This is a genomic window from Bacillus litorisediminis, from assembly GCF_022808645.1.
Taxonomy (GTDB): Bacteria; Bacillota; Bacilli; order Bacillales; family JC228; genus Bacillus_BF; species Bacillus_BF litorisediminis.
Map to the genome: position 1 here is coordinate 1 of NZ_JAKZKT010000004.1, position 26125 is coordinate 26125.

Annotated in this window: 27 protein-coding genes and 1 other RNA gene; 6 read left to right on the top strand and 22 right to left on the bottom strand. The window is 38.7% G+C overall.

Annotation, left to right across the window (positions count from 1 at the left end; translation table 11 throughout):
• Positions 1–135 precede the first annotated feature (135 nt).
• On the top strand, positions 136–357 hold the full coding sequence (locus MLE14_RS02715; RefSeq protein ID WP_243296746.1) for a DUF3892 domain-containing protein: 222 nt from the start codon (positions 136–138) through the stop codon (positions 355–357).
• Between the two features lie 92 nt (positions 358–449).
• Here the strand turns inward: MLE14_RS02715 and mntR are convergent, their stop codons facing one another.
• From mntR to MLE14_RS02735, 4 genes are all read right to left on the bottom strand, one after another.
• Entirely contained in the window at positions 450–881 is a 432-nt protein-coding gene (gene mntR / locus MLE14_RS02720) for a transcriptional regulator MntR (protein WP_243296747.1), read from the bottom strand.
• Between the two features lie 104 nt (positions 882–985).
• Positions 986–1930, bottom strand: a complete 945-nt coding sequence (locus tag MLE14_RS02725; RefSeq protein ID WP_279326752.1) for a metal ABC transporter substrate-binding protein — start codon at positions 1928–1930, stop codon at positions 986–988.
• Positions 1931–1943: 13 nt separating this feature from the next.
• Positions 1944–2789: a metal ABC transporter permease gene (locus tag MLE14_RS02730; protein ID WP_243296748.1), complete on the bottom strand. Its 846-nt coding sequence runs from the start codon at positions 2787–2789 to the stop codon at positions 1944–1946.
• A complete protein-coding gene (locus tag MLE14_RS02735; protein WP_243296749.1) occupies positions 2789–3532 on the bottom strand; it encodes a metal ABC transporter ATP-binding protein in 744 nt (247 codons plus the stop codon). The genes MLE14_RS02730 and MLE14_RS02735 overlap by 1 nt, the downstream gene beginning before the upstream one ends.
• Before the next feature lie 421 nt (positions 3533–3953).
• On the opposite strand from MLE14_RS02735, the gene cspD reads away from it, so the two are divergent.
• Positions 3954–4154, top strand: coding sequence for a cold-shock protein CspD (cspD, locus tag MLE14_RS02740; RefSeq protein WP_046524220.1), 201 nt, complete (start codon positions 3954–3956; stop codon positions 4152–4154).
• A 145-nt stretch (positions 4155–4299) separates the two neighbouring features.
• Here the strand turns inward: cspD and MLE14_RS02745 are convergent, their stop codons facing one another.
• Entirely contained in the window at positions 4300–4473 is a 174-nt protein-coding gene (locus MLE14_RS02745; RefSeq protein ID WP_243296750.1) for a zinc-finger domain-containing protein, read from the bottom strand.
• A complete protein-coding gene (locus MLE14_RS02750) occupies positions 4470–5138 on the bottom strand; it encodes a reverse transcriptase-like protein (RefSeq protein WP_243296751.1) in 669 nt (222 codons plus the stop codon). The genes MLE14_RS02745 and MLE14_RS02750 overlap by 4 nt, the downstream gene beginning before the upstream one ends.
• A gap of 178 nt (positions 5139–5316) precedes the next feature.
• Here MLE14_RS02750 and MLE14_RS02755 point away from each other — a divergent pair, with 178 nt between their 5' ends.
• Positions 5317–5727 carry an RNase H family protein gene (locus MLE14_RS02755; RefSeq protein ID WP_243296752.1) on the top strand — a complete coding sequence of 137 codons (411 nt, stop codon included), beginning with the start codon at positions 5317–5319 and terminating at the stop codon, positions 5725–5727.
• A complete protein-coding gene (locus tag MLE14_RS02760) occupies positions 5717–6643 on the top strand; it encodes a DMT family transporter (protein WP_243296753.1) in 927 nt (308 codons plus the stop codon). Before MLE14_RS02755 ends, MLE14_RS02760 begins: the two co-directional genes overlap by 11 nt.
• A gap of 49 nt (positions 6644–6692) precedes the next feature.
• Here the strand turns inward: MLE14_RS02760 and MLE14_RS02765 are convergent, their stop codons facing one another.
• Positions 6693–6959, bottom strand: coding sequence for a DUF6123 family protein (locus tag MLE14_RS02765; protein ID WP_243296754.1), 267 nt, complete (start codon positions 6957–6959; stop codon positions 6693–6695).
• 131 nt (positions 6960–7090) lie between these two features.
• Here MLE14_RS02765 and sspL point away from each other — a divergent pair, with 131 nt between their 5' ends.
• Positions 7091–7225 (top strand): small, acid-soluble spore protein L, encoded by a 135-nt coding sequence (sspL, locus tag MLE14_RS02770; protein WP_243296755.1) that lies wholly within the window; start codon positions 7091–7093, stop codon positions 7223–7225.
• 82 nt (positions 7226–7307) lie between these two features.
• Here the strand turns inward: sspL and MLE14_RS22560 are convergent, their stop codons facing one another.
• From MLE14_RS22560 to MLE14_RS02795, 5 genes are all read right to left on the bottom strand, one after another.
• Entirely contained in the window at positions 7308–8201 is an 894-nt protein-coding gene (locus MLE14_RS22560; RefSeq protein ID WP_243296756.1) for a 5'-3' exonuclease, read from the bottom strand.
• A 27-nt stretch (positions 8202–8228) separates the two neighbouring features.
• Complete coding sequence (locus tag MLE14_RS02780) at positions 8229–9071, bottom strand: sulfurtransferase (RefSeq protein ID WP_243296757.1); 843 nt, start codon at positions 9069–9071, stop codon at positions 8229–8231.
• 22 nt (positions 9072–9093) lie between these two features.
• Entirely contained in the window at positions 9094–12705 is a 3612-nt protein-coding gene (locus MLE14_RS02785; protein WP_243296758.1) for a dynamin family protein, read from the bottom strand.
• Between the two features lie 148 nt (positions 12706–12853).
• Positions 12854–13417 (bottom strand): isoprenylcysteine carboxyl methyltransferase family protein, encoded by a 564-nt coding sequence (locus MLE14_RS02790; RefSeq protein ID WP_243296759.1) that lies wholly within the window; start codon positions 13415–13417, stop codon positions 12854–12856.
• Positions 13414–14508: a type III polyketide synthase gene (locus MLE14_RS02795; protein ID WP_243296760.1), complete on the bottom strand. Its 1095-nt coding sequence runs from the start codon at positions 14506–14508 to the stop codon at positions 13414–13416. The genes MLE14_RS02790 and MLE14_RS02795 overlap by 4 nt, the downstream gene beginning before the upstream one ends.
• A gap of 238 nt (positions 14509–14746) precedes the next feature.
• Here MLE14_RS02795 and MLE14_RS02800 point away from each other — a divergent pair, with 238 nt between their 5' ends.
• A complete protein-coding gene (locus MLE14_RS02800; protein WP_243296761.1) occupies positions 14747–15199 on the top strand; it encodes a chemotaxis protein CheX in 453 nt (150 codons plus the stop codon).
• Between the two features lie 248 nt (positions 15200–15447).
• Here the strand turns inward: MLE14_RS02800 and MLE14_RS02805 are convergent, their stop codons facing one another.
• From MLE14_RS02805 to MLE14_RS02850, 10 genes are all read right to left on the bottom strand, one after another.
• Positions 15448–16218, bottom strand: a complete 771-nt coding sequence (locus MLE14_RS02805; RefSeq protein WP_243296762.1) for an SDR family NAD(P)-dependent oxidoreductase — start codon at positions 16216–16218, stop codon at positions 15448–15450.
• 261 nt (positions 16219–16479) lie between these two features.
• Positions 16480–18000: a carboxypeptidase M32 gene (locus MLE14_RS02810; RefSeq protein ID WP_243296763.1), complete on the bottom strand. Its 1521-nt coding sequence runs from the start codon at positions 17998–18000 to the stop codon at positions 16480–16482.
• 104 nt (positions 18001–18104) lie between these two features.
• Positions 18105–18290, bottom strand: a complete 186-nt coding sequence (locus MLE14_RS02815) for a hypothetical protein (RefSeq protein ID WP_243296764.1) — start codon at positions 18288–18290, stop codon at positions 18105–18107.
• 166 nt (positions 18291–18456) lie between these two features.
• On the bottom strand, positions 18457–19593 hold the full coding sequence (locus MLE14_RS02820; protein WP_243296765.1) for a THUMP domain-containing class I SAM-dependent RNA methyltransferase: 1137 nt from the start codon (positions 19591–19593) through the stop codon (positions 18457–18459).
• A 309-nt stretch (positions 19594–19902) separates the two neighbouring features.
• Positions 19903–20293, bottom strand: an RNA gene (rnpB, locus tag MLE14_RS02825) — RNase P RNA component class B.
• Between the two features lie 79 nt (positions 20294–20372).
• Positions 20373–20675, bottom strand: coding sequence for a cell division regulator GpsB (gene gpsB, locus MLE14_RS02830; protein ID WP_243296766.1), 303 nt, complete (start codon positions 20673–20675; stop codon positions 20373–20375).
• Positions 20676–20754: 79 nt separating this feature from the next.
• On the bottom strand, positions 20755–21303 hold the full coding sequence (locus tag MLE14_RS02835; RefSeq protein ID WP_243296767.1) for a DUF1273 domain-containing protein: 549 nt from the start codon (positions 21301–21303) through the stop codon (positions 20755–20757).
• Between the two features lie 185 nt (positions 21304–21488).
• Complete coding sequence (locus tag MLE14_RS02840; RefSeq protein WP_243296768.1) at positions 21489–21995, bottom strand: spore coat protein; 507 nt, start codon at positions 21993–21995, stop codon at positions 21489–21491.
• Between the two features lie 353 nt (positions 21996–22348).
• Complete coding sequence (locus MLE14_RS02845; RefSeq protein WP_243296769.1) at positions 22349–23608, bottom strand: ribonuclease H-like domain-containing protein; 1260 nt, start codon at positions 23606–23608, stop codon at positions 22349–22351.
• 249 nt (positions 23609–23857) lie between these two features.
• Positions 23858–26119 carry a DEAD/DEAH box helicase gene (locus MLE14_RS02850; RefSeq protein ID WP_279326753.1) on the bottom strand — a complete coding sequence of 754 codons (2262 nt, stop codon included), beginning with the start codon at positions 26117–26119 and terminating at the stop codon, positions 23858–23860.
• Positions 26120–26125: the final 6 nt, after the last annotated feature.

Consider the following 26125-nt stretch of genomic DNA (forward strand, 5'->3'; position numbering starts at 1 on the left):
GGGCAAAACAAAAAGAGTGAGGGAGCCGAAAGGCAACCACTTTCCTATAGGAATCCAATAGATCCCCAGTTGTCCGGATCAACTGGAAATTCTACTAGAAAGAGCTCTTACTACTAATATACGAGGAGTTTTAAAGTGGAAGGTGAGTATTTAGTTGCCGTTCAAAAAAACGCATTTGGAGAAATTATGAGCTTTCAAACCAGTTCAGGAAGAATTATTTCTTACCGTAAAGCTATTCAGGAAATTGATGAGGGCATAATAAGAGGCTATGATTTGATTCCAAACGATCAGCCCCTGCCTAAAATTCACTCAATTGATACCGAAAATCGATTAATGAATGAGCTCCCGCCTTTTTAAGTTGATATGTCTGCTTAAGAAAACATTCTCAAGCCTATGAAAAAAGTCAACTCTTTTACTCTAAATGAATAAAGGAGTTGACCTATCTGCTTTTAGTTTTGATTGATTTGATCTGAAGATTCTTGAATCAGTTTTAACTGTTCCTGTCTCTTTTTGTCCTCTTCAAAAAACTGGATGACATCCCCTATCCGATCGATGGAATTCCAGCTTAAATGATGTTCAATCCCTTCAACATCACTATAAATATGTTCCTCTTTTACGCCAATCAGCCTCAGGAATTGTTCAAGCAATTCATGGCGGTCCACTAGTCGCTTCCCAAGCTTCTTGCCTTTTGGAGTTAATATTAATCCGCGATACTTTTCATAAACTAAATATCCATCTTTATCTAGTTTTTGAACCATTTTGGTTACAGAGGAGGGATGAACAGACAAAGAATCCGCTATATCCGAAACTCTAGCGTATCCTTTTTGCTCTATGAGGTTATAAATTTGCTCAATATAATCTTCCATGCTTGGCGTTGGCATCCCTTAACCCCCAATATTTTCAAACATTTTCATTTCAACAGTATACTTTATGAAAAGGGATGTAGCAACCGTTAATGAAAATCAACGCCAATCTCCAAGCCATATTATTTACTATTAGAATGCAATTGTTCAAAAATGATATCAATGTTCCATTCCATCATACCAATGTAAGTATCCCCGGTCTCGCCTTCTTCACCAAGCGAATCTGTAAATAGGGTTCCCCCAATTGGTACTCCTGTTTCCTCAGAAACCATTTCCATACTGCGGGGATCGATGCTAGATTCAACAAATAATACAGGTACATTATTTTTCTTAATCAGTTCTACAATTTGTTCAACCTGCTCAGGAGTTCCCTGATTTTCCGCATTTATTTCCCATATATAGCCTGCGTTAAAGTTATAAGCTGCACTGAAATACTTAAACGCTCCCTCACTTGTTACTAAAAACCGCTTTTCTTCAGGTATTTGCGTGAATTTTTCAATCGCATCATTATGAAGGATTTCCAGCTTTGAAATATAATCCTCAGTATTTTTTCTGTAAATTTCTGCATGTTCAGGATCAACTTTGATAAGAGCATCTCTTGCGTTTTCGGCATATTTAATCCCGTTACGTATATCTAGCCAGGCATGGGGATCCTCTTCTCCTTCCTTTCCTTGAGAAGACAGATACATCGCTTCAACCCCTTCGCTTAACTTAATAACAGAAGCTGAATCTACTTCTTTACCCGCTGTTTCAATTAGCTTTGCAAACCATGAATTCCCTTCTTCTAAGTTTAATCCATTGTAAAAAACAACATCTGCATCCTGCGTCTTTTGTATATCTAGCGGAAGCGGATCATATTCATGCGGATTCGCTCCGATTGGAACCAAACTGTGGATTTCCACAAATTCTCCGCCTATATTTTTAACGATATCATATAAGATTGAATTAGTTGTCACAACCTGAACTAATGATTCATCAGCTTCACGAACTGCCGTATCACTCCTGCAACCTGCTAAGAAAGAAGCTATGATGAGACCTACAAATAATATTTTCCCCACATGTTTCAAGCATACTCCTCCTCTACACCATTCTTTTTTTGCGTAAAATTCTCAAGAGTAATCCTTGTTTTGGTGAAAAACAAAAGGCAAGCAGAAACAATAATGTTGACACTAATACAATCGTTGCACCCGAGGCTAAATTATAAGTAAAACTAAAGTATAATCCTCCAATAGCAGCCATTACTCCTAAACCAACTGATAGAAAAATCATCACAGATAACCGATTGGTTAAAAGGTAAGCCGTTGCAGCAGGTGTAATTAACATCGCTACAACCAATACGATCCCTACTGTTTGCAATGAGGCTACTGTAACTAAGGTTAGCAATGTCAATAAGAGATAATGGATACCTTTTACGGGCAAGCCATAGGCGGTGGATATGGTCGGATCAAAGGAAGTGATCAGCAATTCCTTATAAAGAGCAGCAATTGAAATCAAAACAAGTGCTCCAATTCCAAGTGTTATCCACATATCCGAAGATTTAACAGCTAGTACGTTCCCAAATAAAATATGGTATAAATCAGTACTGCTTTTTAATAGCGTAATCAGAATAATACCGAGGGCAAAAGCAGCCGTGAACATAATTCCTATCGATGTATCATGTTTTATCCTGCTATTCTGACTGACAAAACCGATGGCGATTGCTGTGAACAAGCCAGAAATAACGGCACCAATGAAGAAATGAAATCCGATCATGTAAGCAAAAGCCACTCCTGGGAGGACAGCATGGGAAATCGCATCACCCATTAACGCCATTCCTCTTAAAATGATGAAGCAGCCAATTACGCCACAAATAATTCCAACTATGATTGAGGTAAATAAGGCCTTTTGCAAAAAGCCATATTGCATAACCGCTTCAAGAAAAGCCATTATAGTTTCACCTCCAATTGATTTAAAAACGGAACTTGCTTTGTATAAGCTTTTAACAATATTTCTGAACGCAGCACACGCTCACTCTCACCGAACCCTATTAGCTCTTTATTGATTAAAACAACTTGATCGAAGTATTCAATTACTTTATTTAAATCATGGTGTACAACTACAATTGTTTTGCCTGAGTGGATTAAATCCTTCAGAATCTCCATAATCGCCTCTTCACTAGACATATCGATGCCTACAAAGGGTTCGTCGAGAAAGAGCAAATCTGCTTTTTGTGCAAGTGCTCTAGCTAAAAAAACTCTTTGCTGCTGACCTCCAGACAGTTCCCCGATTTGCCTCGTACTGTATGATTCTAATCCCACCCGCTTTAAACATTGAAAAGCCCACTCTTTTTCTGTTTTTTTGGGCCTTTTAAATAAACCAATGGAAGGATATGTTCCAAGGAGTACGGTGTCTAATACTGTAATCGGAAAAGTCCAATCAATCAGGCTTCTTTGCGGCACATAGGCTATTGCTTTCCGATTTTCTTTTACCGTGCCTCCATTAATCATAATTTTTCCCGCATCAATTGGGATCAGGTTTAATAATGCTTTTAAAAGTGTTGATTTTCCAGCTCCATTTGGACCAATAAGTCCGACAAGACTGCCTTTTTTCACCGAAAAACTTATGTTTTTTACTGCCTGGACCCCATGGTATGAAACAGATAAACCTTTGACTTGAATTGCTTCATCCATTTAATTACTCCTCCCTTTTCATGTCTCTAAAAAAGTTTCCTTAAGGCAACTTTTTAAGAAAAAATAATCAGGCCATCTTAATTTGCTTTCACATAATGATATGCGCCTGTTTTTGAATTAGTTCATGTTTTTTTATTTATACTATAATTTTTATATTCATTCATAAAAGTTTGCCTTATCCAAATTTTAAGGGATATTGACCTAATGTCAATATGTTTTTTTATTTTGTCAAGCCATTTAAGGAAGCATTTTCTAAAAACAACGCACAGCACCAACAGTTCCAAAAAAATTAATCCCGGCCTTTCTTGACTACGTTCCTTGGATTGTGTATAGTTAAATCATCATTATACCAAATGCTTTGGTGTATTGATAATTATTTTAACGGCACGGAAAGTGCTTTGTTTTAGGAGGATTTAAGTACATGCAAAACGGTAAAGTAAAATGGTTTAACAACGAAAAAGGTTTTGGATTCATCGAAGTTGAAGGCGGAGACGATGTATTCGTACACTTCACTGCAATTCAAGGCGAAGGTTACAAAAGCTTAGAAGAAGGTCAAGAAGTTTCTTTTGAAATTGTTGAAGGAAATCGCGGACCACAAGCTGCTAACGTGGTTAAACTATAAATCAAACTTAAAAATGAGCAGAGGCTGATTGTAAAATCAGCCTCTTTTTATTGGGTTATTCCTTCAAAACTGAAGAATTTGACATTTTTCGGGTGTTGTAATTAGCCAAAATTAGGTCGAATAAGTCTGTCTCTGATCGAAACTCCTAAAGCTTCTTCCCATATTCCTGTAATTTTTCACCTACCGTACATTTCGAAATACAAAAGCGATGGGCATATCTTTTGCCATTCTCTTTTCTGAGGGTTTTATGAACAAAGCATCCCTTACAATAAGTCATAACCATATCATCAAGCTCTTGTAATAAAGCTTTTCTGTTCATTCGTGATCCTCCTCTCCATTCCGTTCCAGCTTACTGTCTTGCTCAATTCCTTCCATTCCTTTTTTTGATAAACGATGCGCTTCTATATTTTGTTTTCTTTCAATGTAACGGTAGGAGGGCTGTAATTTGAGCTTTTTTACCCTTTCCTCTGTGCGGTCTAGCCAACGGTTCAAGTTTTCATCGAAGCATGGCCATTCTCCAATCATTTGCATAATTACACCTTTCGCATCACCATAAATGGTACAATCGAAACCGGTAAGTTCCTCTTCTTCAATTAAATCAAATACATGATATAGAGCAATATATTCAGCTTCGGAACTATGCTCAATATTGGATAATTTTCTGCTTCTTCTTAAGCGGATTTGACTTTCCCCTATATTATAATATAATACGTAGCCAACCCCTGTATCCCCGGTTGCCTGATCAAAGCTTGCATCAAAATATAAGCGGATATTATGGGGTTCAGATGCCCTGACTTCAAGAAGCTTTCTCGCTTCCTTCGGAGTCCACACCATTCCTTTTTCATCAATCACTTGAATTTCATTGATTTTGCTGGTATCACTTAAATCTCTAATTACTCTATTCGCTTTTTCAAGAGGAAGCCATTCTGACTCAAACACAACTTTTTCTTTTGATAAGTAGGTGAATTGGATTTTAACATTCATTCCCTTTTTCTCCTTTATGTATCAAACACTTTTTATCTGTTGATTAGCTCGTTATAATTAAGGCTTTAAAAAATCTTTTTAATAAAATATAATCCATGTTCAAGAAGTTAGAGAACATGTATAATGAACAATAATGTTTTGGTTTCATTCATTAGTTTTTCGTCAAAGGAGTACAACTATGCTTGAAGTATACATAGATGGAGCTAGCAAAGGAGATCCGGGACCTAGCGGAGCTGGTATATTTATAAAAGATGGTCAGTCTGTCAAAGAGTACTCGATTCCCTTAGGATCCTTAAGCAATCATGAAGCAGAAATTTTAGCCCTCTACCATGCCTTACAAATTTGTATGCCCAATAAAGAGGCTATTATTTCAATCCGGACTGATTCCCAGCTAGTTGCAAATGCGGTTGAAAAACAATTTGTTAAAAATAAAAATTATGAGCCGCTGCTTAAGCACTGCCTTGAAGCATTATCAGCTTTTCCATTATGTTTCGTCAAATGGATTCCAAGTAAAGAAAATGGTAATGCAGATCGCTTAGCAAAGCAAGCGATTCTTCTATCAGAAAGAGGAGATTATCATGATCGGTAAATCACAGTGGACAGCTGATATTTGGCTGTTGTTTGTAGCTTTTATTTGGGGAACTACATTTGTTATCGTACAAAATGCCCTTTCTTTTTTACCCCCTTTTACATTCAATGCACTGCGTTTTTTACTGGCTGGGGTTATAATGGTTATCCCGGTTTACTTTCTGTTTAAGAACAGACCGGTGGAGAATAAAAAATCAATTCTGCTTTCAGGCTTTATTATGGGATTATTTTTGTATTTTGGCTACGGATTCCAAACCATTGGGTTAGTTTACACAACTTCATCAAAAGCAGCCTTTATTACTGGACTTAGCGTAGTCCTTGTTCCGCTTGCATCTTTAGTTCTATTTAAACAAAAGCCGCGTTTGATGATCTGGATTGCCTGTCTCCTTTCCGTTACAGGTTTGTATATGATGACAATGACTGGTGGCAGCAGTTTTAACTATGGGGATGGCCTCGTTTTAATCTGTGCTTTTGGCTTTGCCTTTCATATTATTATTACCGGCAAATTTTCAGTTAAATTAGATGCAATCTTGCTGACGATTGTACAGATTGTCACTGTTGGTATTCTATCGTTATTGACTGCTTTTATACTGGAGGATTGGCAGAAGGCGTTTCAGCCCGCTTACCTTTTTCAATTTGATGTAGTACTTGCCTTATTCGTTACAGCATTGCTTGCTACCGCATTAGCTTTTTTTATCCAGACAAAAGTTCAAAAATATACGTCTGCTGCGCGAGTAGCAATCATTTTTGCATTTGAGCCTATATTTGCAGCTCTAACATCCTATGTGGTATTAAAAGAGAGTCTCTCGGTGAGTGCAGCCATTGGCTGTCTTCTCATCTTTTTGTCAATGATTCTTTCTGAACTGCCAACGCCCAAGAAGAAAGCAAATCTGCCAGCCCATACTTCACAGGTATAAAAAAGGTCCCGCCAGTATAAACGCGGGACCTTTTTCAAATATTTGTTTTTTATGCTGAAAACCCATTATCTTTCATAAATGTCAAAAGGCCCTGTTTATCCGTAATATTCTCCTCTGCCAGTCTTTCCAAAAGAAGAAGATAAAAACTCCCATCAAAGGTTTGCTTCATTTTCAAGGTCCATTCAAGTGCCCAAATTACTAGCTGGTCTGATGCTTTTGTAAATTTTTTGCCAAAAAAAATAAAGGCAATCGCATCTTCTCCAAGCTTAAATCCTTTTGATTGTAAAAATGCTATGTATTCTCCAGCCGATTTCACTTTAACTCACCCAACAATTTTAGGATACTTTATCATTGTACTTGATTTTAATGACAATTGCGATGAGATTTCGACAATAATCGATAAAGCCAATCGATTTGGGAAAAAATAAAGAAGACGGAGGTGGGAGCATGAGCAAGAAAAACAACAAAAATCGCGGAAAAGCATCACCCGGTGTTAATCCACAAGGCTTTGACCAAGAATTTTCGGATGATCCTAAAAGTCAGCTCGAAAATCGGGCTAAGAAAAGTAATACAAGGATATAATTACTTTCATTTTCAAGAATTAACTTTTAAAAAAGAGCTGTTCCCCATTATTCCTGCTGGAATGATAGGGACAGCCCCTCTATTATCCTGCGTACTCTTCCTTTTCAATTTGAGCAAGCAATGCCCGTAAACCTCTGATATCATGATCCATTAGAGTTTTTCTCCATTGCTCATGATTAAATTGCCAATTTAATTCGTCTAGAGAACATGTAAGCGGTACGTCACAGTTTATTTTGGCGAGTTGAAAGGATAAAAGCAGCTGTTTTTGGTCTGCCTCTATTTTTTTACGCCATGACGGAGTTAACTGCTCTATATTGTCTAAAACCGCTTGAATTGATCCATAAGTTGCCACAATTTTAATAGCTGTTTTCTCCCCAATGCCTTTTACGCCTGGATACCCGTCACTTGGGTCACCCATGAACGCCTTTACTTCGGCCCATTGCTCCGGCGAAAGTCCCATTTCATCTTCAAATCTTACTTTCGTCCAGCGGTCATAAGACCCTACGCCTTTTTGCAGGAGGTGTACTTCAACACCATCATGCAGGAGCTGAAGCAAATCCTTATCTCCTGTGACACTATGAACCTCACTTTGACCGCGATACATGGAAGCGAGTGCACCAATACAATCATCCGCTTCATATCCTTCAACTTTTATGTTATAAAAGCCTAATTGGTCTGTTACTGATTGGGCTAGATCAAACTGGGGAACCATCTCTTCGGGCGGCGCGGAACGGTTTCCTTTATACTCTTCATATAAATCATGGCGAAATGTACGGCTTGGGGTATCCCAGCAGATTGAAATATGAGAAGGCTGAAAATGACGAATTGCCGCTTCAAGATGTTTCACTAATCCGCTGACAGCATTCGTCGGAATCCCGCGTTCATTATAAAAAAACTGATTAAATACTGAGGTTGCGAAAAATGAACGGAAAAGAAGTGCCATTCCATCCACTATTAATAATCGTTGTTTTTCCACATTGGACCCTTCTTTCCATTTTATTATTTATCCGCCTGCTTCAATTGGTGTATCATCATATGAAATCCAATCACTAAAACTCCCAATATACAGTTTAACATTTTTATAGCCCGCTTGGTATAGAGCTAAAACATTCGGTGCCGCTGTAACTCCGCTGCCGCAATATACTGTCACTGGTTCACTTTGTGAAAGCGCCTGAAAATGCTTCTTTAACTGGGCAGGTGTTTTATAGCGATCATCCTCGAATACATCTCCCCAAAAATAATGAAGCGCAGTCGGAATGCGGCCAGCTTTTTTATCGATTGGCTCTTCATTGCCTAAAAAGCGCTGATATTCTCTTGAGTCAATGAGATGCCCTTTCTTCGTCTTGACCAGCTCATTTACTTCAGTAAATGTAGCTAGCATCTCTTTCTTAATCTCGGCTTTAAAATCCCCCTGTACATTTTGAGCAGGCCCCTTCTCTGTCGGATAATGTAAACGCAGCCAGCTATTATATCCGCCCTGTAATACGTATACACTAGTGTGACCCAAAAAACGTAGAGTCCAAAACAACCGTGCAGCAAATGGGGATTTCCCATTGTCGTAAATAACTACAGGAATCTCCCGTGAAACTCCCTTTTCCCGAAACATTTTTTCTAAATATTCGATGGACGGCAGCGGATGTCTTCCCCCGTGCTCTTCTACCTCTCCTGATAAATCTTGCTCAAGGTCAACATATTGTGCGGCCGGAATATGAGATTCTTCAAACAGTTCTCTGCCTTCATGTGGCTTTTGCAGATTGAAACGACAATCTAATATCGTCAAATGTTCCTGATTTTCAATCTTTTTCAGCAATTCATCACTCTCTACAAACACACGATTGATCCCCATTTCCAAATTCTCCACACCCTTTTTAAATATAGTTCTGAATTTGTTTCAATAGGCTTTCGTATTCAATTGTTTCATCGCTGTTTAAAGCAGATAACTGTCCGGAAATAAAGGCCTCTATCTCATCATTCATATTTGCTTTCAGCTGCTCAAATGCTCCCGCTAGTAAAGATCCATATGTCTTGATTAATAGATCTTCCTGCTCTTTCTGATAAGCAGAAGCAAGAGGTTCGAGAATATCTGCTAACTTATCTAGCATTTTTTCTTTTTCATTTTTTTCAAAAAAGGCTTTTGCATTCTTATACAGTTGAAGAGCCGGCTGGAAGGAAATATCCTTTGCCGCTTTCCTTAAACTTCCAAATGACGGTGTTTCCCATTTCATCTGATTAGGTTCAGAAAACGGAATCTCTAAGATTGTATGAATGTCATTTTTTACTTCTTGATAAAACTGCCGGATTAATTCGTTTGCAAATTTCTCCAATCGTAAGGAGGTAGCCCGCAATTCTTGGGTGTAATCAAAGTCGATTAGCTCCAGCCATTCATCCAGCGACTCCTGGAGTTTTGGTTTGATTGGACCATTTCCATCTTGCAGTCTAGTAGGATTAAAAGTTTCTTTGAAAAAGTCCCTTGAACGAAGTAATACCCTTTTTTGTACATAGTGTAATAGTTCGTTTGTTTCTTGAATAAGACGGCTTTCATACACTTGCGAACGATCTTTATTCAATTTTTCCAGAATAATAGATTGTTTCTGAGCAAAGTTACGCTGAATCATTTCTTTTTCCTGTTCACCTTTATTTTGAAGCTCAATAAAGGATTCCAGCATTTGAACCCCGCGACTGACTTCCTTCCAGGCACCTTCTCGCGTGACCTGTTTTAAATCCTGCTCAACAAATGGCTGAAATCTGCTTAAGAATGGAATAAAACCATCCCATAGACGATCTTTGCTCCCGATTTGATTCGCCAGACGATTAACACTGGAGACAGGGAAAAGACGCGGGTTCCTGAGTCCAAAGCCAAGCAGCTGCTGCTGAACATACTCCACTACAGCAGTTCTTTCTTCTTCTGTTTCAGCTAAATCAGCAGCATTGACGATAAAAAACATTTTATCGAGACTAAACGTATCTTTAACTCTGCCTAATTGAATCAAAAATTCACGGTCGGCTTTGCCAAAAGCATGGTGATAATAAGAAACATAGATAATGGCGTCGGAATTTTTTATATGCTCAAAAGCTACACCCGTGTGCCTTGTATTTAAGGAATCGGATCCAGGAGTGTCTACTAATGTCATTCCTGCGTTTGTAAGTGGGTGATCTACAAACACTTCAATTTTCTTGATAAAACAAGAGACTGATTCCTTTACAGCAAATATCGCTAACTTTTCAAGATTAGCAGTCTCCTTTATTCCCCATTTCCCCTTCACATTTGGATATCCTTCCACAAAAGCCTGCAAAAATGGGTGCGGCGCCGTATGACTGATTTGTTTGCAAGCCTGGTTCCATATCTCATCAATTCCAAGATCCGGTTCTATTTTAAGTAATTCCGATAATTCCTGGGTTATTTCTTTTTCTGTCTTATAATGAATCATTAAAGAACGGTTCGAATTGTTCTTACCAGGGGCCTTAATTTCTGTTAAAGCAGCCGTCATTGGGTTCGGTGATGACGGCAATAATTTAGTTCCTAATAAGCCGTTTATAAAGGAAGATTTGCCGGCACTAAATGCCCCAAACAGAGTAACAGTAAAAGAATGCTGCTTTAGTCTATTCGCTTTTTCCGAGACAGACTCTGCAACGGAACGTAAAGCCGGAATCTGTGCGAACACATCAGCAATCGATAATAAAAGCGTGTCATTTTGAGAATAGGTCTTTTGCTCAGCACTGTGTGCAGCCGGTTCAGCGTCAGTATTATTTTTTTCTGTCTCAGGCGCAGCTTCAATTAATTCTTCTAACTGACTTTCTTTTTGTTTTTGTAAAAGCCAGGAACTAAGACCGACTATTTGCTGTTCCCACTGATTCCATGTCACTTCTTCTGTGGATTCCCGATATTTTTGCCATCTCCATACCATTTGTGACTTTTTCTCTTGGATTTCTTCGATTCGCTTAAGCAAAGCTAATTCACTTTCAGCCGACTGTATTTTATTGGATATCTCTTGATTTTCAATTTGCATGGTCTCGTCAAACGTTAATAGAAGCTGTTCTAAAAAGGTTCTTGCATCACGCTGCACAATCTTTTTTACTTCATTTTCGAGATCGCTGGAGTATTGAAGCAAATACTGCCCAGTTAAGGAAGCCCCGCTTTTGTAGATCTTTTTTAGAATAGACGGCGGGACACTTACTTGGATTTGCTGGGCTTTTGCTGTCAATTCGGCAGACTGTGGCACAAATTTTTGCACTGAAGCCAGTGCAAGCTGTTTTAGGTGCCATTCAAACTGAGTTTTGACTTGTTCTTTTACTTTTTCATAGAACCGGGTTTCGCGAAGCTTTTGCTCTTCCTCTGTTTTCTTTTTGGAAAAGAACAATCCTACTTTAAAGTGTGGCTGAAGAGATTCTAAAAACTGTTGAGCTAGCTCACGGGTTTTATAATCCATCAAATAACTATTATGAAGCGTTTTAGCCAGTTCTCCCTGAAAATGACTTCTAACGCTCTCCCCCGCATGTTCGAGCTTAGCTGCCAGTTCGGATAAGTCTTCTAATTCTTTTTTAAGCTGCTCAACGGAGCGTCCGCTTTGATTTGCATTCATCTCGGTTAATTGTTCCGCAAATAAATCATCGACAAACTGTTCCCACTCTGATGTTAATTGATCCAATGTTAATAAAAAACTATTGCTTAACCATTCCTCTCTTTGTTTGTCAATTTCGATTAAATATTGATAAAAATCACTCCACTCATTAAAGGGATGATTTTTTATTTTCAGCGACGTATAAAAGATTCGCTCTAATTGAGCACCGCCTGTTTTGAATGCCGCCTCTGTGCTTTGCTTAAACACCTGAAACGGAATTTCCTCTTCTGCATGCTTATCAATTTGATTTATAATCAGGCAAACTTTTTTTCCGTGTTGATTTAATTGCCTGATAAATTGGAGATTAATATCGGACTGCACATGATGGTAGTCGACCATATAAAAAATGATATCAGCGAGATGAAGCATTCCTTCCGTTGCTAATTGGTGAGCATCATCTGTTGAATCGATACCTGGTGTATCAAAGAAGACCAGATTTTTTGGCAATGAATTTGGATAAGGTGTCTGGATTTCAACCTGAAGCACTTCACGTCCGTCTTTACAAAAACGCTTTACCTCTTCCATATCAAGCGGACTTTGCTCATGGAGCTTCCCATTTTTATATGAAATGATGGCTTTTTCTTTCTTTCCGTCCTTCATTTTTACTGTATTGGCACTCGTTGGAATTGGACTTGATGGGAGTAAGTTTTTCCCAAATAATTGATTCATTAAGCTAGACTTTCCGGCGGAGTAATGTCCGCAAAAAGCTATATATATTTTTTCTTCAGCGAGCCGATCCATGATACCTTTTATTTGAAATACCAGCTTTTCATTCTGCTCTTCTAAGCTTAGGCTAGATAAGTGGTATAAAGGACTAGCATATTGTATATAAAGTTTGGATTGATTTGCAGAAGTTGTCATCCTCTTAAGTCTCCCAGTTTTTAAAATTTCTCCCTCAATTTTCACACAAATTCTTGCCTATGCCAAGAGACACCTCTTTCTCTCCACAATTTGGGAAAACTGATATCGACTGTACTGAAAAAAGCAGCGATTCGCTGCTTTTACTCGTTTATTTTTTGCTTCGGATAGGAAAAAATCTTGCTTGTTTTTCAAATTCTGTTTCGTAATCGGTCCATTGTGTTAAAACCTGCTCTTCAAGCGGAATTCGGATGGAGAGAATAATTTGATTTAATACGAAAAAGAGAATCAGTGTTAAATAAGCTTGAAAGATAAATGGAATCGTAAAAAGCTCAAACGTTACTATTAAGTAATTCGGATGCCTGATCCATTGATAGAGTCCTTTTTTGACTAATTGTGCATGTGGGATTACCAAAATTTTCGTATTCCAATATTTGCCCAAGGATTGAATAATCCATATTCTTATCGCTTGAAGCCCGATAAATAATGCTAATAAATAAGGCCACAAAGGTTGCAGCTCTTGTTTAAAAAGGTGTACTTCTAACAGAAGTGAAAAAAGAAACGCTATATGCATCGCAACCATTAATCCATAGTGTTCACTTCCAAATTCAATGGCTCCCCGATTTCTCATCCATTTCTCGTTTTTATTAGCTATTAATAATTCAATCAGCCTTTGTGCAATTAAAAAGCTAAACATCATCCAAAAAAGCTTCATAGCTGTTCCCACCTTACAAGCAATAATTCAGAACTAAAGCCTGGACCTAATGCAACCGCTAACCCCCATTGATTAGCTGATTCTACCTTTCTCATGATGCGATTTAATACATAAAAAATTGTTACAGAAGACATGTTTCCGTATTCTTTGAGGACCTCAAATGAAGGAGCTAATTTTTCATTGCTTAAAGAGAGTGCTTCCCCATAGGCTTCTAATACTTTTTTTCCTCCTGGGTGTGCGATAAATTGATTGATTTGCCCAATTGCCATCCCATGTTGACTTAAAAAATGATCTACATTAGGGCGCAGCCATTTCTTTACGATGGAAGGGATATCTTTTGAAAATACAACATATAACCCTTCATCCTTTACATCCCAGCCCATTACGTCTAAAGAGTCTTGCATAAGGGTAGATTGAACGTCTATTACTTTTGGAACAGCTTGTTTTTTGGAATACTTATCCGCTTTTACATCATGTCCCGCAACGAGTGTACAGGCTATTCCATCTGCAAAGAGGGAAGTCCCGATTAAATTACTTTTGGACAGATCATCATACTGAAATGTTAAACTGCATAGTTCTATCGATAATACCAATACCATCGCCTTTGGGTTGGCCAGACAGTATTCATAGGCACGTGACAGCCCGCTAACACCGCCAGCACATCCTAACCCCCAGATTGGGATTCTTTTCGTATGAGGCGAAAATGGAAGTTTGTTCATAATCCTAGCTTCTATACTTGGAGTAGCCAGTCCCGTCGTACAAATCGTAATGATTGCATCGATTTCTTCATAGCGGACTTTATTTTTCAGATATTCAGGATTTTCCAGACAATCCTGGATTGCCTTTGCTCCTAAATCTACAGCAGACTCAATAAAACAATCGTTTTTCTCGGAAAACGATCTTTTTTCTTTATACCAATCTAAGTCTTTAATAAAATGTCTTTTTTCAATTTGTCCATTTTTAAATACTTCCAATAACCGATTGATATTTTTGAATGCCGGCTCAAACATCTTTCTGGCAAATTCTGCTGCTTCCTTTTGCAAGATTATATGTGGAGGCGAAACCTCTGCAACTGATAAAATCGTCGCCATTATACACAACCCTTCCTAGCTGAACTTCTGATGCGACTCTTGTTCAGTATGAAGGTAATATTTCCAATTATTTCAGGAATATACCAAATTACCCTGTGACTATATACCTAAAAATCACGCTTTTACGATATTTTCATTCATTTTTTATACTTTTTCGAACCTTTATATGGTAATATCGTCATTAAGAAAATTTAACTAGTATTCAAAGGATGGTTTAATAAAAATCGGAGGTAAATTGATGCAAAAATTAAATCAATGGGATACCATATTGGACAGTACAATAAGATCGGTACATCAAGTTCTGCCTGTTGAATTAGAAATTGACCAGCCTGAGGTTTTAAATGAACCGTTCTTGCAAGAAGAAATTGGAGTTTTTATAGGAATATCCGGTGATTTTCCTACAAGACTAATCCTTGAGGGAAAAGAATCTACATATAGCCAGTTAGGTGAAAAAATGTTTGGTATGCCCCTAATGGGTGAAATGGTAGAATCTTTTTCAGGAGAACTTGGGAATATGATTGGGGGGCATTTATCGACTCTGTTATCTGAAAAAGGAATTCAGGTTGACATCACTCCGCCCCAAACAATTGTCGGACAACCAACGCAATATAATTGCAAAGAAGCTTACAAGCTGGCAGCCTCTTTTGGCGGTTCGGATAAAATGAATATATGGTTAATTGTTGAGGAATAAAGAAGATATAAAAAAGACGGGACTAATAGGCCATTAAACCGCCTATTGATCCCGTCTTTTATAACAATTTAAGAAAGTATAAATTTATTGCAATGCTATAAATCAACGTAGTTACAATTTTGGGAATAAAGTACGGCGGGCAGGAGACTTGAATCAAGCGATACATTAGGACGTGGCGTTTCGAGCGTGATAAGTGCAACTAAGCATCATCTTCGCATTATGGCTAGCCAATCAGCGAGTTTTCTTTATTAGAATCCATGAATTGTCATTCCGCCATCTACAAATATAGTTTGGCCAGATATGTAATTTGCCCCTTCTGACGCTAAGAAAACAGCCGGTCCTACTAGCTCAGGCAGCTCACCTATCCGTTTAAGAGGTGTAACTGCCAGTATATCCCGTACATAGTGCTCATCTTCTAGCAAAGCTTTCGTTAGGGGAGTCCTAAAATACCATGGCCCGATTGCATTTACGTTTATACCATATTGCCCCCATTCAAAGGCAAGAACTTTGGTCATTTGAATTAGAGCCGCTTTTGTTGCCGCATAAACAACACCCGTTCTTAACGCAATCTGACCCGCCACAGATGCAATCGTTATTATCTTTCCATGGTTTTGCTCTTTCATGATATGACCTGCTTCTTGACTGCACATAAAGGCTGACTTTAAATTGGTTTGCATAATTCTTTCCCATTCCTCGTCAGTTACTTCAAGGGCTTTTGTTCGGATGTTCATGCCAGCGTTATTGACTAAGATATCTAATGTTCCCATTACCTCTTTAGCAGCAGCCACTGATTTTTGGACTTCTTTCCTATTGGTGACGTCCGTCGGCAAAACTATTGCTTTTTTGCCCAGTCTTTCAATATGACTTGCAACCTCTTGTAAATCACTTTCTGTCCGCGAAAGCAAGGCTACATTCGCTCCCGCTTCTGCATATCCAATTGCAATAGCCCGTCCGATTCCGCGGCCAGCACCAGTCACTATCGCATTTTTTCCATCGAGTCTCATTGAAGGTAAAAACAAATCACTTCTCTCCTTTATGCTAAAGTCAATGAAAGAAGAGGGACAGGTGCCCCTCTTATTTCTTTTTTTCATCATAATTCGGCTGTTTTTGTACAGATATTTTGATTTGGGTAAAATCATCTTTTCCGCAAGACTTGCAAATGCTTGGTTCGTCAGCAATCGATCTGCAAAAATTACAATAATATTTAATCATCCGAACATACCCTCTTTCCTTTCAAACAGTATATGAAATAAAGAGGAGTCGGTGACTTTTGTACAAATTTAAGAAAGCTGGTAGACACCAGAGAACTTATTACGCAAATAGTCAACTAGATATTTGGCATTTAGTTCCTCGCTGGTTACATCTAGCAAAATTTCTAATGGCTTTTTCATCTTCCCGTGTTTATGAATTTTTTCAGTGAGCCACTCTCGGATTGGAAGGATATTACCCGCCTCAAGAAGCTCATTAAAGTGTGGCAAATCTTTTAACATGGCATGTTTAAATTGGGCTGCATACATATATCCGAGCGCATAAGACGGGAAGTAACCGAAGCTGCCTCCTGACCAGTGAACATCCTGCAAAACTCCCTCTCCATCATGTCTTGGGACAACTCCAAGATATTCCTCATATTTTGTATTCCAAATTTCCGGCAAATCCTTCACTTGAATATCACCGCTAAATAATCCCTTTTCAATTTCATACCGTACCATAATATGCAGTGGATAAGTTAATTCATCGGCCTCAATCCGAATCAGTGAAGGTTTTGATTCGTTAATGGCCCGATAAAAATCTGCCAGGGATACATGATCTAAGTGGCCATCTGCATAGTCTTGCAATAGAGCAAAGTTTTTCTTCCAAAAGCCAAATTGACGTCCGATAAAATTTTCGAAAAATAAAGATTGGGATTCATGAATACCCATCGACGTTCCGCTAGCAAGAGGAGTCCAATCCAATTCTGCAGAAATATTCTGTTCGTAAAGCGCATGGCCGCACTCGTGGATTGTTCCAAAAACAGCGGTTCGAAAATCTTTTTCATTATAGTTTGTTGTAATGCGAACATCCCCTCGATTGATTCCTGTTGCGAAAGGATGAACAGTTTCATCTAATCTTCCAGCGTCGAGATCATACCCAAGCCCTTTAAGAATTTCCAGACTGAACGATTTTTGTTTATCCTTGGGAAAAGGAAAGAACAGAATGGAAGGATCAGGTTTGGTTGCCGATGATTGTACCTCTTTTACAAGCTTTACTAAGTCTTGTCTTAGCTGGCCAAACACTCTGTCAAGTACATCAACGGTCATTCCCGGTTCATAGAAGTCTAGGAGGCGATTATAAGGATGTCCTTCATATCCCCAATAGTTAATGAATCGTTTCGTTGTCTCAACTAGCTTTTCAAGATACGGCTGGAATAGAGAAAAATCCGCCTTCGCTTTTGCTTCTTCCCAAATATGCTCCGATTTGGATTGTAATATCACATACTCCTCATATTCATCTTTCGGTATTTTTTTGTTTAGTTCATATTCCTTCTTACATTCACTGAGTGCCTGCAATGTGATGGGCGAAAGATGATTTTGTGCATCCGGGCTTAACAGCTCTGCTATGTAAGCGGCCATAGTATCTGATGTTAACAAGTCATAAACGGTACTGGAGAGCATCCCAACAACTTCTGAACGCTGTTCAATCCCTTTTTTTGGAGCTCCAGTTCGCATATCCCAATAAATTAAAGAAATGGCCTCATTATAGGCTGTAATTTGTTTTATATATCTGCGAAATTCATTTTCTACTTCTTTCCATTTCTCAGCCATGTTTTCTCCCCCTTTTGAGTATTTAGTTAATCATACCTATATTACCATTTTTCTGAAGATTGACACATACTAATTATGCCAAAATAAAAACGCAATCCTGCTTTTTAAGGATTGCGCATAGATGGCGGCTTTTGTGAAAGGCAGTAAGAATAGGCCTGTTTTAATTCCTCCTCAGCCATCGATAGATTTTGAAGCCCTTTACACTCCCCGTTAGTATCTGTTTGAACCAAAGCAAACGTTTGAGAAAGTGCTTTTGATATTTTTTCAAAGTCTTGCGGTGTCAGAGACAAGAAAACATCCCTCCTTTGCCTGTTTGAGAAAATTTTCCTTTCCATCCAATTACAAATACATTGTATGTATAAAATCATGTTTTTATTCCGTCCATAGTTAAGAATAAAGTCGGATAATGTATAAAAAACCCAAACTTAGCCAGTAAGGGTTTTTACTTACAGATTTTCAATTTCTAGGCGGTCTTTTTCCCCAATATTGGTAGTAATCGGTTCGGATAAAACCGTTAAATAGTTTTCTTTTTTTCGTAGCTATTTTGCCGAAATGCTTTTCAAACTCTTCGTGAGAAGTAATAAAATATAAGGACCAGGTGTCTAAATCAGCCAAAGTCTGGCCAAGCTGCTGATATAATCTCTCCACACCAGGACGGTCACTAATCCGTTCACCATATGGAGGATTACTGACAATAACTCCATACAAATCTGTCGTCGTAAAATCGGTTGCCTGCATTTGTTTAAACTGAATAACACCAGCAAGCCCTGCTTCCTGCGCATTTTGTTTTGCCATTTCAACTGCAGTATGCTGGATATCACTTCCCATGATATCTAAACGCTGGTCATAGTTAGCTAGATCCTCTGCTTCTTCTCTGGCTCTTTCCCAAACACCTTCAGACATCATTTCCCATTCTTCTGCTAAAAAATCACGGTTAAAACCAGGGGCAATATTTTGTCCAATCAAAGCCGCTTCAATTGGAATCGTACCAGAACCGCAAAAAAGATCAACAAAAGGCCTGTCTGGCGTCCAATTCGTTAATTGGATCAACGCAGCTGCAAGTGTTTCCTTTAATGGAGCAGCACCCTGTTGGATCCGATAGCCCCGCTTATGTAATCCGGCGCCAGATGTATCGATAGTGAGTGTTACAACATCTTTGCGGATAGCAACTTCAATCGGAACTTTTGCTCCCGTTTCCTGAAACCATTGAACCCCTCTGTACTGACTTTTTAACCGCTCTACTATTGCCTTTTTCACAATCGCCTGACAATCTGGCACACTATACAGAGTCGATTTAACTGATTTTCCTGAGACAGGGAATTCACTATCCTTCGTAATGAATTGTTCCCATGGCAACACTTTTGTCTTTTCAAAAAGTTCGTCAAAAGTTGTTGCTTTAAATTCGCCTATTTGAATTTTAATCCGGTCAGCCGTTCTCAGCCATAAATTAGTACGGGCAATAGCAAGGTCATCACCCTGAAATAGCACTTTTCCATTGTCTACGGTACATTCCAGCCCTAGTTTTCTAACTTCATCTGCTACAATTGCTTCTAATCCCATAGCTGCAGTTGCGATTAATTGATATTTGGTCACTTTTCCACCTCACGGGTTTCTGATTCAAATCATTAGGTATGTACAATCTTATCCTGAATTTGTAACAATCTTTTTATTCTAAAGAAAACTTGTCTAACGCCAAGCCTTTAGGCGAAGGCGATTGCCTAGTTGCGCTTATCACTCTCGAAACACCACGTCCTAATGTATCGCTCGACTTGGCCATCCTGGCCTTCGTACTTTATTCCTTAAAATTTTGACTGTGTTGAATACGCTTCATTGCTAAAATTTTATACTTGTAGAAAGTATAAATAAAAACTCTCCATTAAGGAGAGTTAAATGTTAACAACGTTCTATAAGCCATGTTCTGTACCTTTGTACTTCATGCGGCTCTCGCCTCGTACTCAGGCGGTAATCATCTATCTACAGCCTAAAAGCTGTCCTTCTGTCCGTTCATTTCCGGATCAGAAGATGCCCCTACCAAAATTTGGGTTTCTCGCTCGAGGGGTTTACCGCGTTCCACTCTTGTGATTTCTCACAAGACTACGTCACTGTGGCACTTTTATAGGTATTCACACCATATCCATAAAGGACTTAGGTGCTTTCCCAGCCGTCAGCCGAGTAAAAGAACCCAGCTGCCCTGACTTATGAATTCGTCAGGCACGAACACTACGAGCATCTCAGCTGCGTGCGAGCATGGACTTTCCTCTGCACAGAATCTATGCAGCGATTACCCGAACGTTGTTAACGCCGGATTATTATTATATAAGTTTCACAAACATTTATCAACAGGGAATCACTTGCATAAATGGTAAAAACAATCAGTCATATAATTTGCTGCCAAAAACATGTTTTTCCAAGTTCGACAATCTTTTTAAGATATCAAAGTTTGTTGTCCCAGTTTGCTGGACAGGTTGCTGTTTTTTAGAAACTTCGTCTAATTGTTTTTTTAACCTGAGGTTTTCCTGCTGTAATTCTTCAATTTCTTGGCTAAAAGTTTCGTAGTCCTTAATAATTATATCTAAAAATTTATCGACCTCTTCTTGTTTGTATCCTCTGACACCTGTTTTGAACTCTTTTTCTAAAATTTCCTTTGCAGAAAGTCTAATTTTATCTGATAACACCGTTCGTCACCTCATCATTTCATCAATATTTTTTCAAAAAACATAAACTTTGTCAATTTAAGAAAAATCAATATTCCTGTTAAAATTCTTCATTTTCTTGCTCCACAACCAATTGTAGGTCATAAAATGAAATCGTTCGGACATCATAAGGATGTTGCAATTGGAAGTTGATCGCAGCTTCATAAAAATATTTTGGTGTTCCTTCGCGTTCCGGGTCATATAGGATCAGAGCCCCGTCTGACTTATGTATTATAAACTCCTGATGTCTTCTAAACATATATGGGCCTTTATAAGGCTGGTGATAAAGTGAATTAACATAATCTAAATTTCCTATTACTTCATTGTACCAGTTCTGGTTCGCTTCATTCCATTTTTGACTTTGTCCTTGAAAAGGTTCAATGACTCCTACTTTGAGTGTGGGAAACTCTTGTCTTAATGAAATGGCAGCCTCAAGTGCCCATAATTCAACTCCGATCTGACCGGAAGAAAGGACCCACTCTAACCCTTCATCTAATAAAAGACGCAGTTCTTTTTCAAATGCCTTTTTAATATATCGGACTGCATCGTGATCTTTTTGAAAAATTCCTAATTCAAAGCCTTTATAACCTGTGCAATAAACAACCTTCATAATGGTCAACTTCCCTTATAACTAGCACTATTATACCTGTTTTATTCAAGAATTACAGGTAGAAATTTCTTATTTTATATACAATCACAGAAAACATCCTAAAATGCAAGCAATATCCTTAGATCTACGAGTTTTATAAAACATAGAAATTTAAAAGAAGCAAGGGATCACCCCTTGCTTCCTGGTTATCTGCCAAACATTGGGTATTCCTTACCAGGCATTGCTGCCCCTGCAACATTCGAAGGATACGGCTTGCCTGGCATGGCTGCTCCAGCAACATTTGAAGGATATGGCTTGCCTGGCATGGCTGCTCCTGCGACATTATCAGGATATCCTGGTGCAGCCGCACCTGCGACTCCAGTTGGATACCCTGGTGCCATTGCCCCCGCTACACCTGTTGGATATCCTGGCGCCATTGCCCCTGCCACACCAGTTGGATATCCAGGCATAGCTGCTCCTGCTACTCCTGGTCCTGGTCCCATTGGACCTGCATTAAAGTGCTGATGCGATACCTCATTTACAACTGATTGGGTCTGCGGATAATAATGCTTATGTTGAAACATTTGGTGGTTTACCAATGTATTATGAGTTGGATGAATGTGTGGAACCTCAGTTGTCGAGAAAGCGTGCTGAACACAATGTTTTGTAGGATGAACTACTGCTGGCAACACTTTTGGTGGTCTGCAGTACATCGACATTCTCCTTTCTTTAATATGTTACATTACAGCCTATGAAAGATAAAGGAGACATGTACTAATACAAACACCTATTTTTTAGGGACTTGTCATACTAATTAAAATACCGCATGGAAGGTCTCTTTATATGTGGTAAATAAAAAGATGGTTAAAAATAAAACAACAAAAAATAAGAAAAGTATGGTTTTTTTCATCTGTCATCATCCTTGGTGTTAATAAACTTCCGTCTATATTTTACAAGGATATTTCCATTGTGACAATTGCATGTTTTTTACATTTCTTTTAAGGCTCTTGTCGTATTGTGACATTTTTCTCTCTTTTTTTTCGCGAAAAAAAGCAGAATCCTGCGCTTACCCAGGAAATGAATTCGTTAATTTTCTTAATAATCTCAGCTTTCGCTTCATTAATTCCTCATATAAGCTTTTGCGTTTTTTTGAGTTTAACTTCTTATTTTCGACAGCTTCTTCAAGTGCTTTTTCGGTAAACTTTAATGCTTCATTAAAGTCTTTTTTTGTATGCTCCATCCATTTTGCAAGTTCGATACAAGAATTGATTTTTTCAATCCCGCTAGATTGAACAGCCAATGAAGTCCAAAGAGGAATAGCTTCCTCGATTTGCTTTATTTTTTTATATTGACTTGCAAGCTGAATTTTTGCCTGACTGTTCCATTCATTGTCTGTATCAGCAAGAATTTGTAATTGATTAATTGCATGGTTGGCATTTCCGGATGCTGCTTCCCATCTCCCCATTTCAAATGCCACGCTTGAGACGGCTTTTGTTTGCTGATGCACCAAAAAAGATAAATGGGTGTACAACGAAATTAGTGCAAGAATATCCCTTTCATTATGCTCGCATAATGAAAAAATACCTTCAGGGTCCTTTCTTTCAAGAAAATCCTGATAAATCATACCTGATAAGTATCCTGGAACATCATCTTCTCTTGTAATTTCAAGCACTTCTTGTTCTATTATTGAAAGTTTCATGGAAGGCAATTCATGCTTAAACAGACGCTTACATGCATGATATAGATCAAAATGTCCAAATGAAGGAAGTTTAGCAACCTCATTTCGAATGAGAGAATGTTTAGCTTGTAATAGCGGCCAATCAAAAGCCTTACCATTGTAAGTTACTAGAGCCTTCACATTGCACTGATTTAAGAAACTCTCGTATAAAGCCACCTCAAAGCCGGGTTCAGGTAAAATATGCTGGATTAAAACAAGCTGCTCCTGTTCAATCCTTGCATGCCCCAATATAAACAGATGATTCCCTGCTCCTGACCCCAAACCAGTTGACTCTGTATCAAAAAAGAATAAATCTGATTCCTTATAGCCTTTTGCAGAAAGAGGGTGAATCCCATTGTATTGCTGCCAAATCCGGACGGCCCTTTGAAAATCTTTTACACCGTAACGGCCAATTTGAAAATCGAGGGGGTACGTTTTCTTCTTAACAAAACAATATCCGCCTTTCGATTCATATACACGAAAGCCATGATCCTTCCAGCTATCAAAACTGGGGATTTGAAAGGTTGGCGAGGATGCTTCCTCTTTATTTGGAACTGATTCTAACGACAAATGATTTTTCAATCGATTTAGTTTGCCTTTGATCGACATCCCCGTCTCTCCTTCCTATATTATGGATGCTTTCAAATAGTTTGTTGCTAACAGCATCGCAGTAGAAATACACTTCGCTTTCCGCGGTCAATGCGGGTAGCCTTCTCAGCGCATTGCGCCTGCGGGGTCTCCCCACACCGTTCTCCAGCAGGAGTCTTCGTGTATATCTGCTGCTTGTTAAGTTTCATCCAAAATTGTGATCTGTCAAAAAAACCATCTCTTAGAAAACAGCCTATTAAAAACTAAGAATTAAAGCCTAATTGAATCTAACAAACGAATCGTATTAAATTTTGCTTTTTCGGTCTCAGTTTCCATACCAATGCAAGATGGACATCCGCCATTACATGAACAGCCAGAAATCATTTGCTTCGCTTCTGCCAAAATTTGATCCATATGTGCATAAACCTTTTCACTTAACCCAATTCCCCCCGGATATCGGTCATAGAAAAAAATGGTTGGCTTCTCATTATGTGAAGCTTTTACTTGTGGCGTGACCACTATATCATGGCGATCACACATAACAAATAAGGGAATAATATGGGAGAGAGCGTGAGCAGCGCCTACCAGCCCCTGCTCCAGCTCCTCTTTATGGATATTCTCCTGAAGGATTGAGATCCAGCACGCACTTGTATGAAGCTCTTCTTCTGGCAGATGAATAGGACCTGATCCGATATTCTCGTGCGTTTCAAATTTAATCTTTTTAAAAATCGTAGCCATCGCTTGTACGGTTACATCCCCAAATCCTTTTTCAAATTCATCGTACACTTCCAATTTATCAACTTCTAGCACCTTTAATTGGACAGCTAGGTTTGCATCTGTATAATAATCAACATTTACTTCCCTTACAAACGCTTTTTTCTCTTCCCAATCTAAATATTCCACCTGATACTGAATCCCCTGGTGAAGGTAAATAGCCTCATCATGTAAGAGTGTCATCGCACTAAACCTGTCCATTTCACCAATTACACGGTGATTAGGGTAATTGGTTTGATCGATAATTACTACATTTTCCTGTGATGCAGATCTCAAGCTGATGTTATGTGCCGGAAAAGAGTCACTCATCCAATACCATTTTTCTCCATTTCTGTGAAGTACCCTCTCTTCTGTTAAATACTCAAGTACTTCCTCAACTTCAAAGTTCCCAAATGTCTCACCCTTTCGAAATGGAAGCTCATAAGCAGCACATTTTACATGGTCGACGAGAATGATTAAATTGTTAGGGTTTATTAATGCTTTCTCAGGGTTCGTCTGAAAAAAGTATTCAGGGTGCTGTACAATATACTGGTCAAGCGGATTATTATCTGCGACATAAATAACAAGTGCTTTACCTTGTCTTCTGCCAGCGCGTCCAGCCTGCTGCCATGCCGAGGCAATCGTGCCCGGATATCCTGTCATGATACAAGCTTGCAGCTGTCCGATATCAACCCCTAATTCTAAAGCATTGGTACTGACAACGCCATAAATTGAACCGTCACGCAGTCCTTTTTCTATCTCTCTTCTTTCTTTAGGCAAATAACCTCCGCGATAGGCACGAATAGACTTACTCCCCAACTGATTTTTAACTAACTCCTTTAGATAGGTAAATAGAATCTCAACTCGAACTCTGCTCTTCGCAAAAACTATTGTTTGGATTTTTTCTTTTAATAATTGTGCGGCTAGCGAACGGGCCTCTAATGTAGCGCTTTTACGGATATTTAAAGCTTTATGCACAATCGGGGGATTATAAAAAATAAAGTTTTTTTCACCGCTTGGCGCACCGTTCCGATCCACTAAGGTGATATTTTCTTCAGTCAGAGCGGCTGCCAGCTCTAAAGGATTAGCAATCGTAGCAGATGTACATATAAATATAGGATTCGAACCGTAATGACGGCAAATTCGCTTTAACCTTCTAAGCACGTTGGCCACATGACTCCCAAACACTCCGCGATAGGTATGAAGCTCATCAATTACAACAAATTTCAGGTTTTCGAATAAAGAAATCCACTTTGTATGATGAGGTAAGATGCCAGAATGGAGCATGTCCGGATTTGTCATAACAATATGTCCTGCTTTTCTGATTTTTTGCCGGATACTTGGTGAGGTATCACCATCATATGTATAACTGTTAATTTGCAGGCCTTCACCATCTGCGAGTTCGTGCAATTCATTTTTTTGATCCTGAGCAAGTGCCTTTGTCGGAAATAAATATAGAGCTCTGGTTTGCGGATCCCTTAAAACAGACTCAATGACCGGCAAATTATAGCACAATGTTTTTCCTGATGCGGTTGGTGTAATCGCGACAAAGCTTCTCCCAGCTCTAGCAAGGGCAAGCGCTTCTCCCTGATGGGAATACAGCTGCTCAATTCCCCTTTTGCATAATGCATTTTTAAGCGATTCTGGAAGATCGTCCGGCATAGGTACATAGGAAGCACCCCTGCCCTCGATTTTCTTCCAATGAACAATATTGTCAGAGATTTGTTTATTGCTTTTTATATATTGTAATGCATCATCTATCGTCATTTTCTTAAACATCATTCA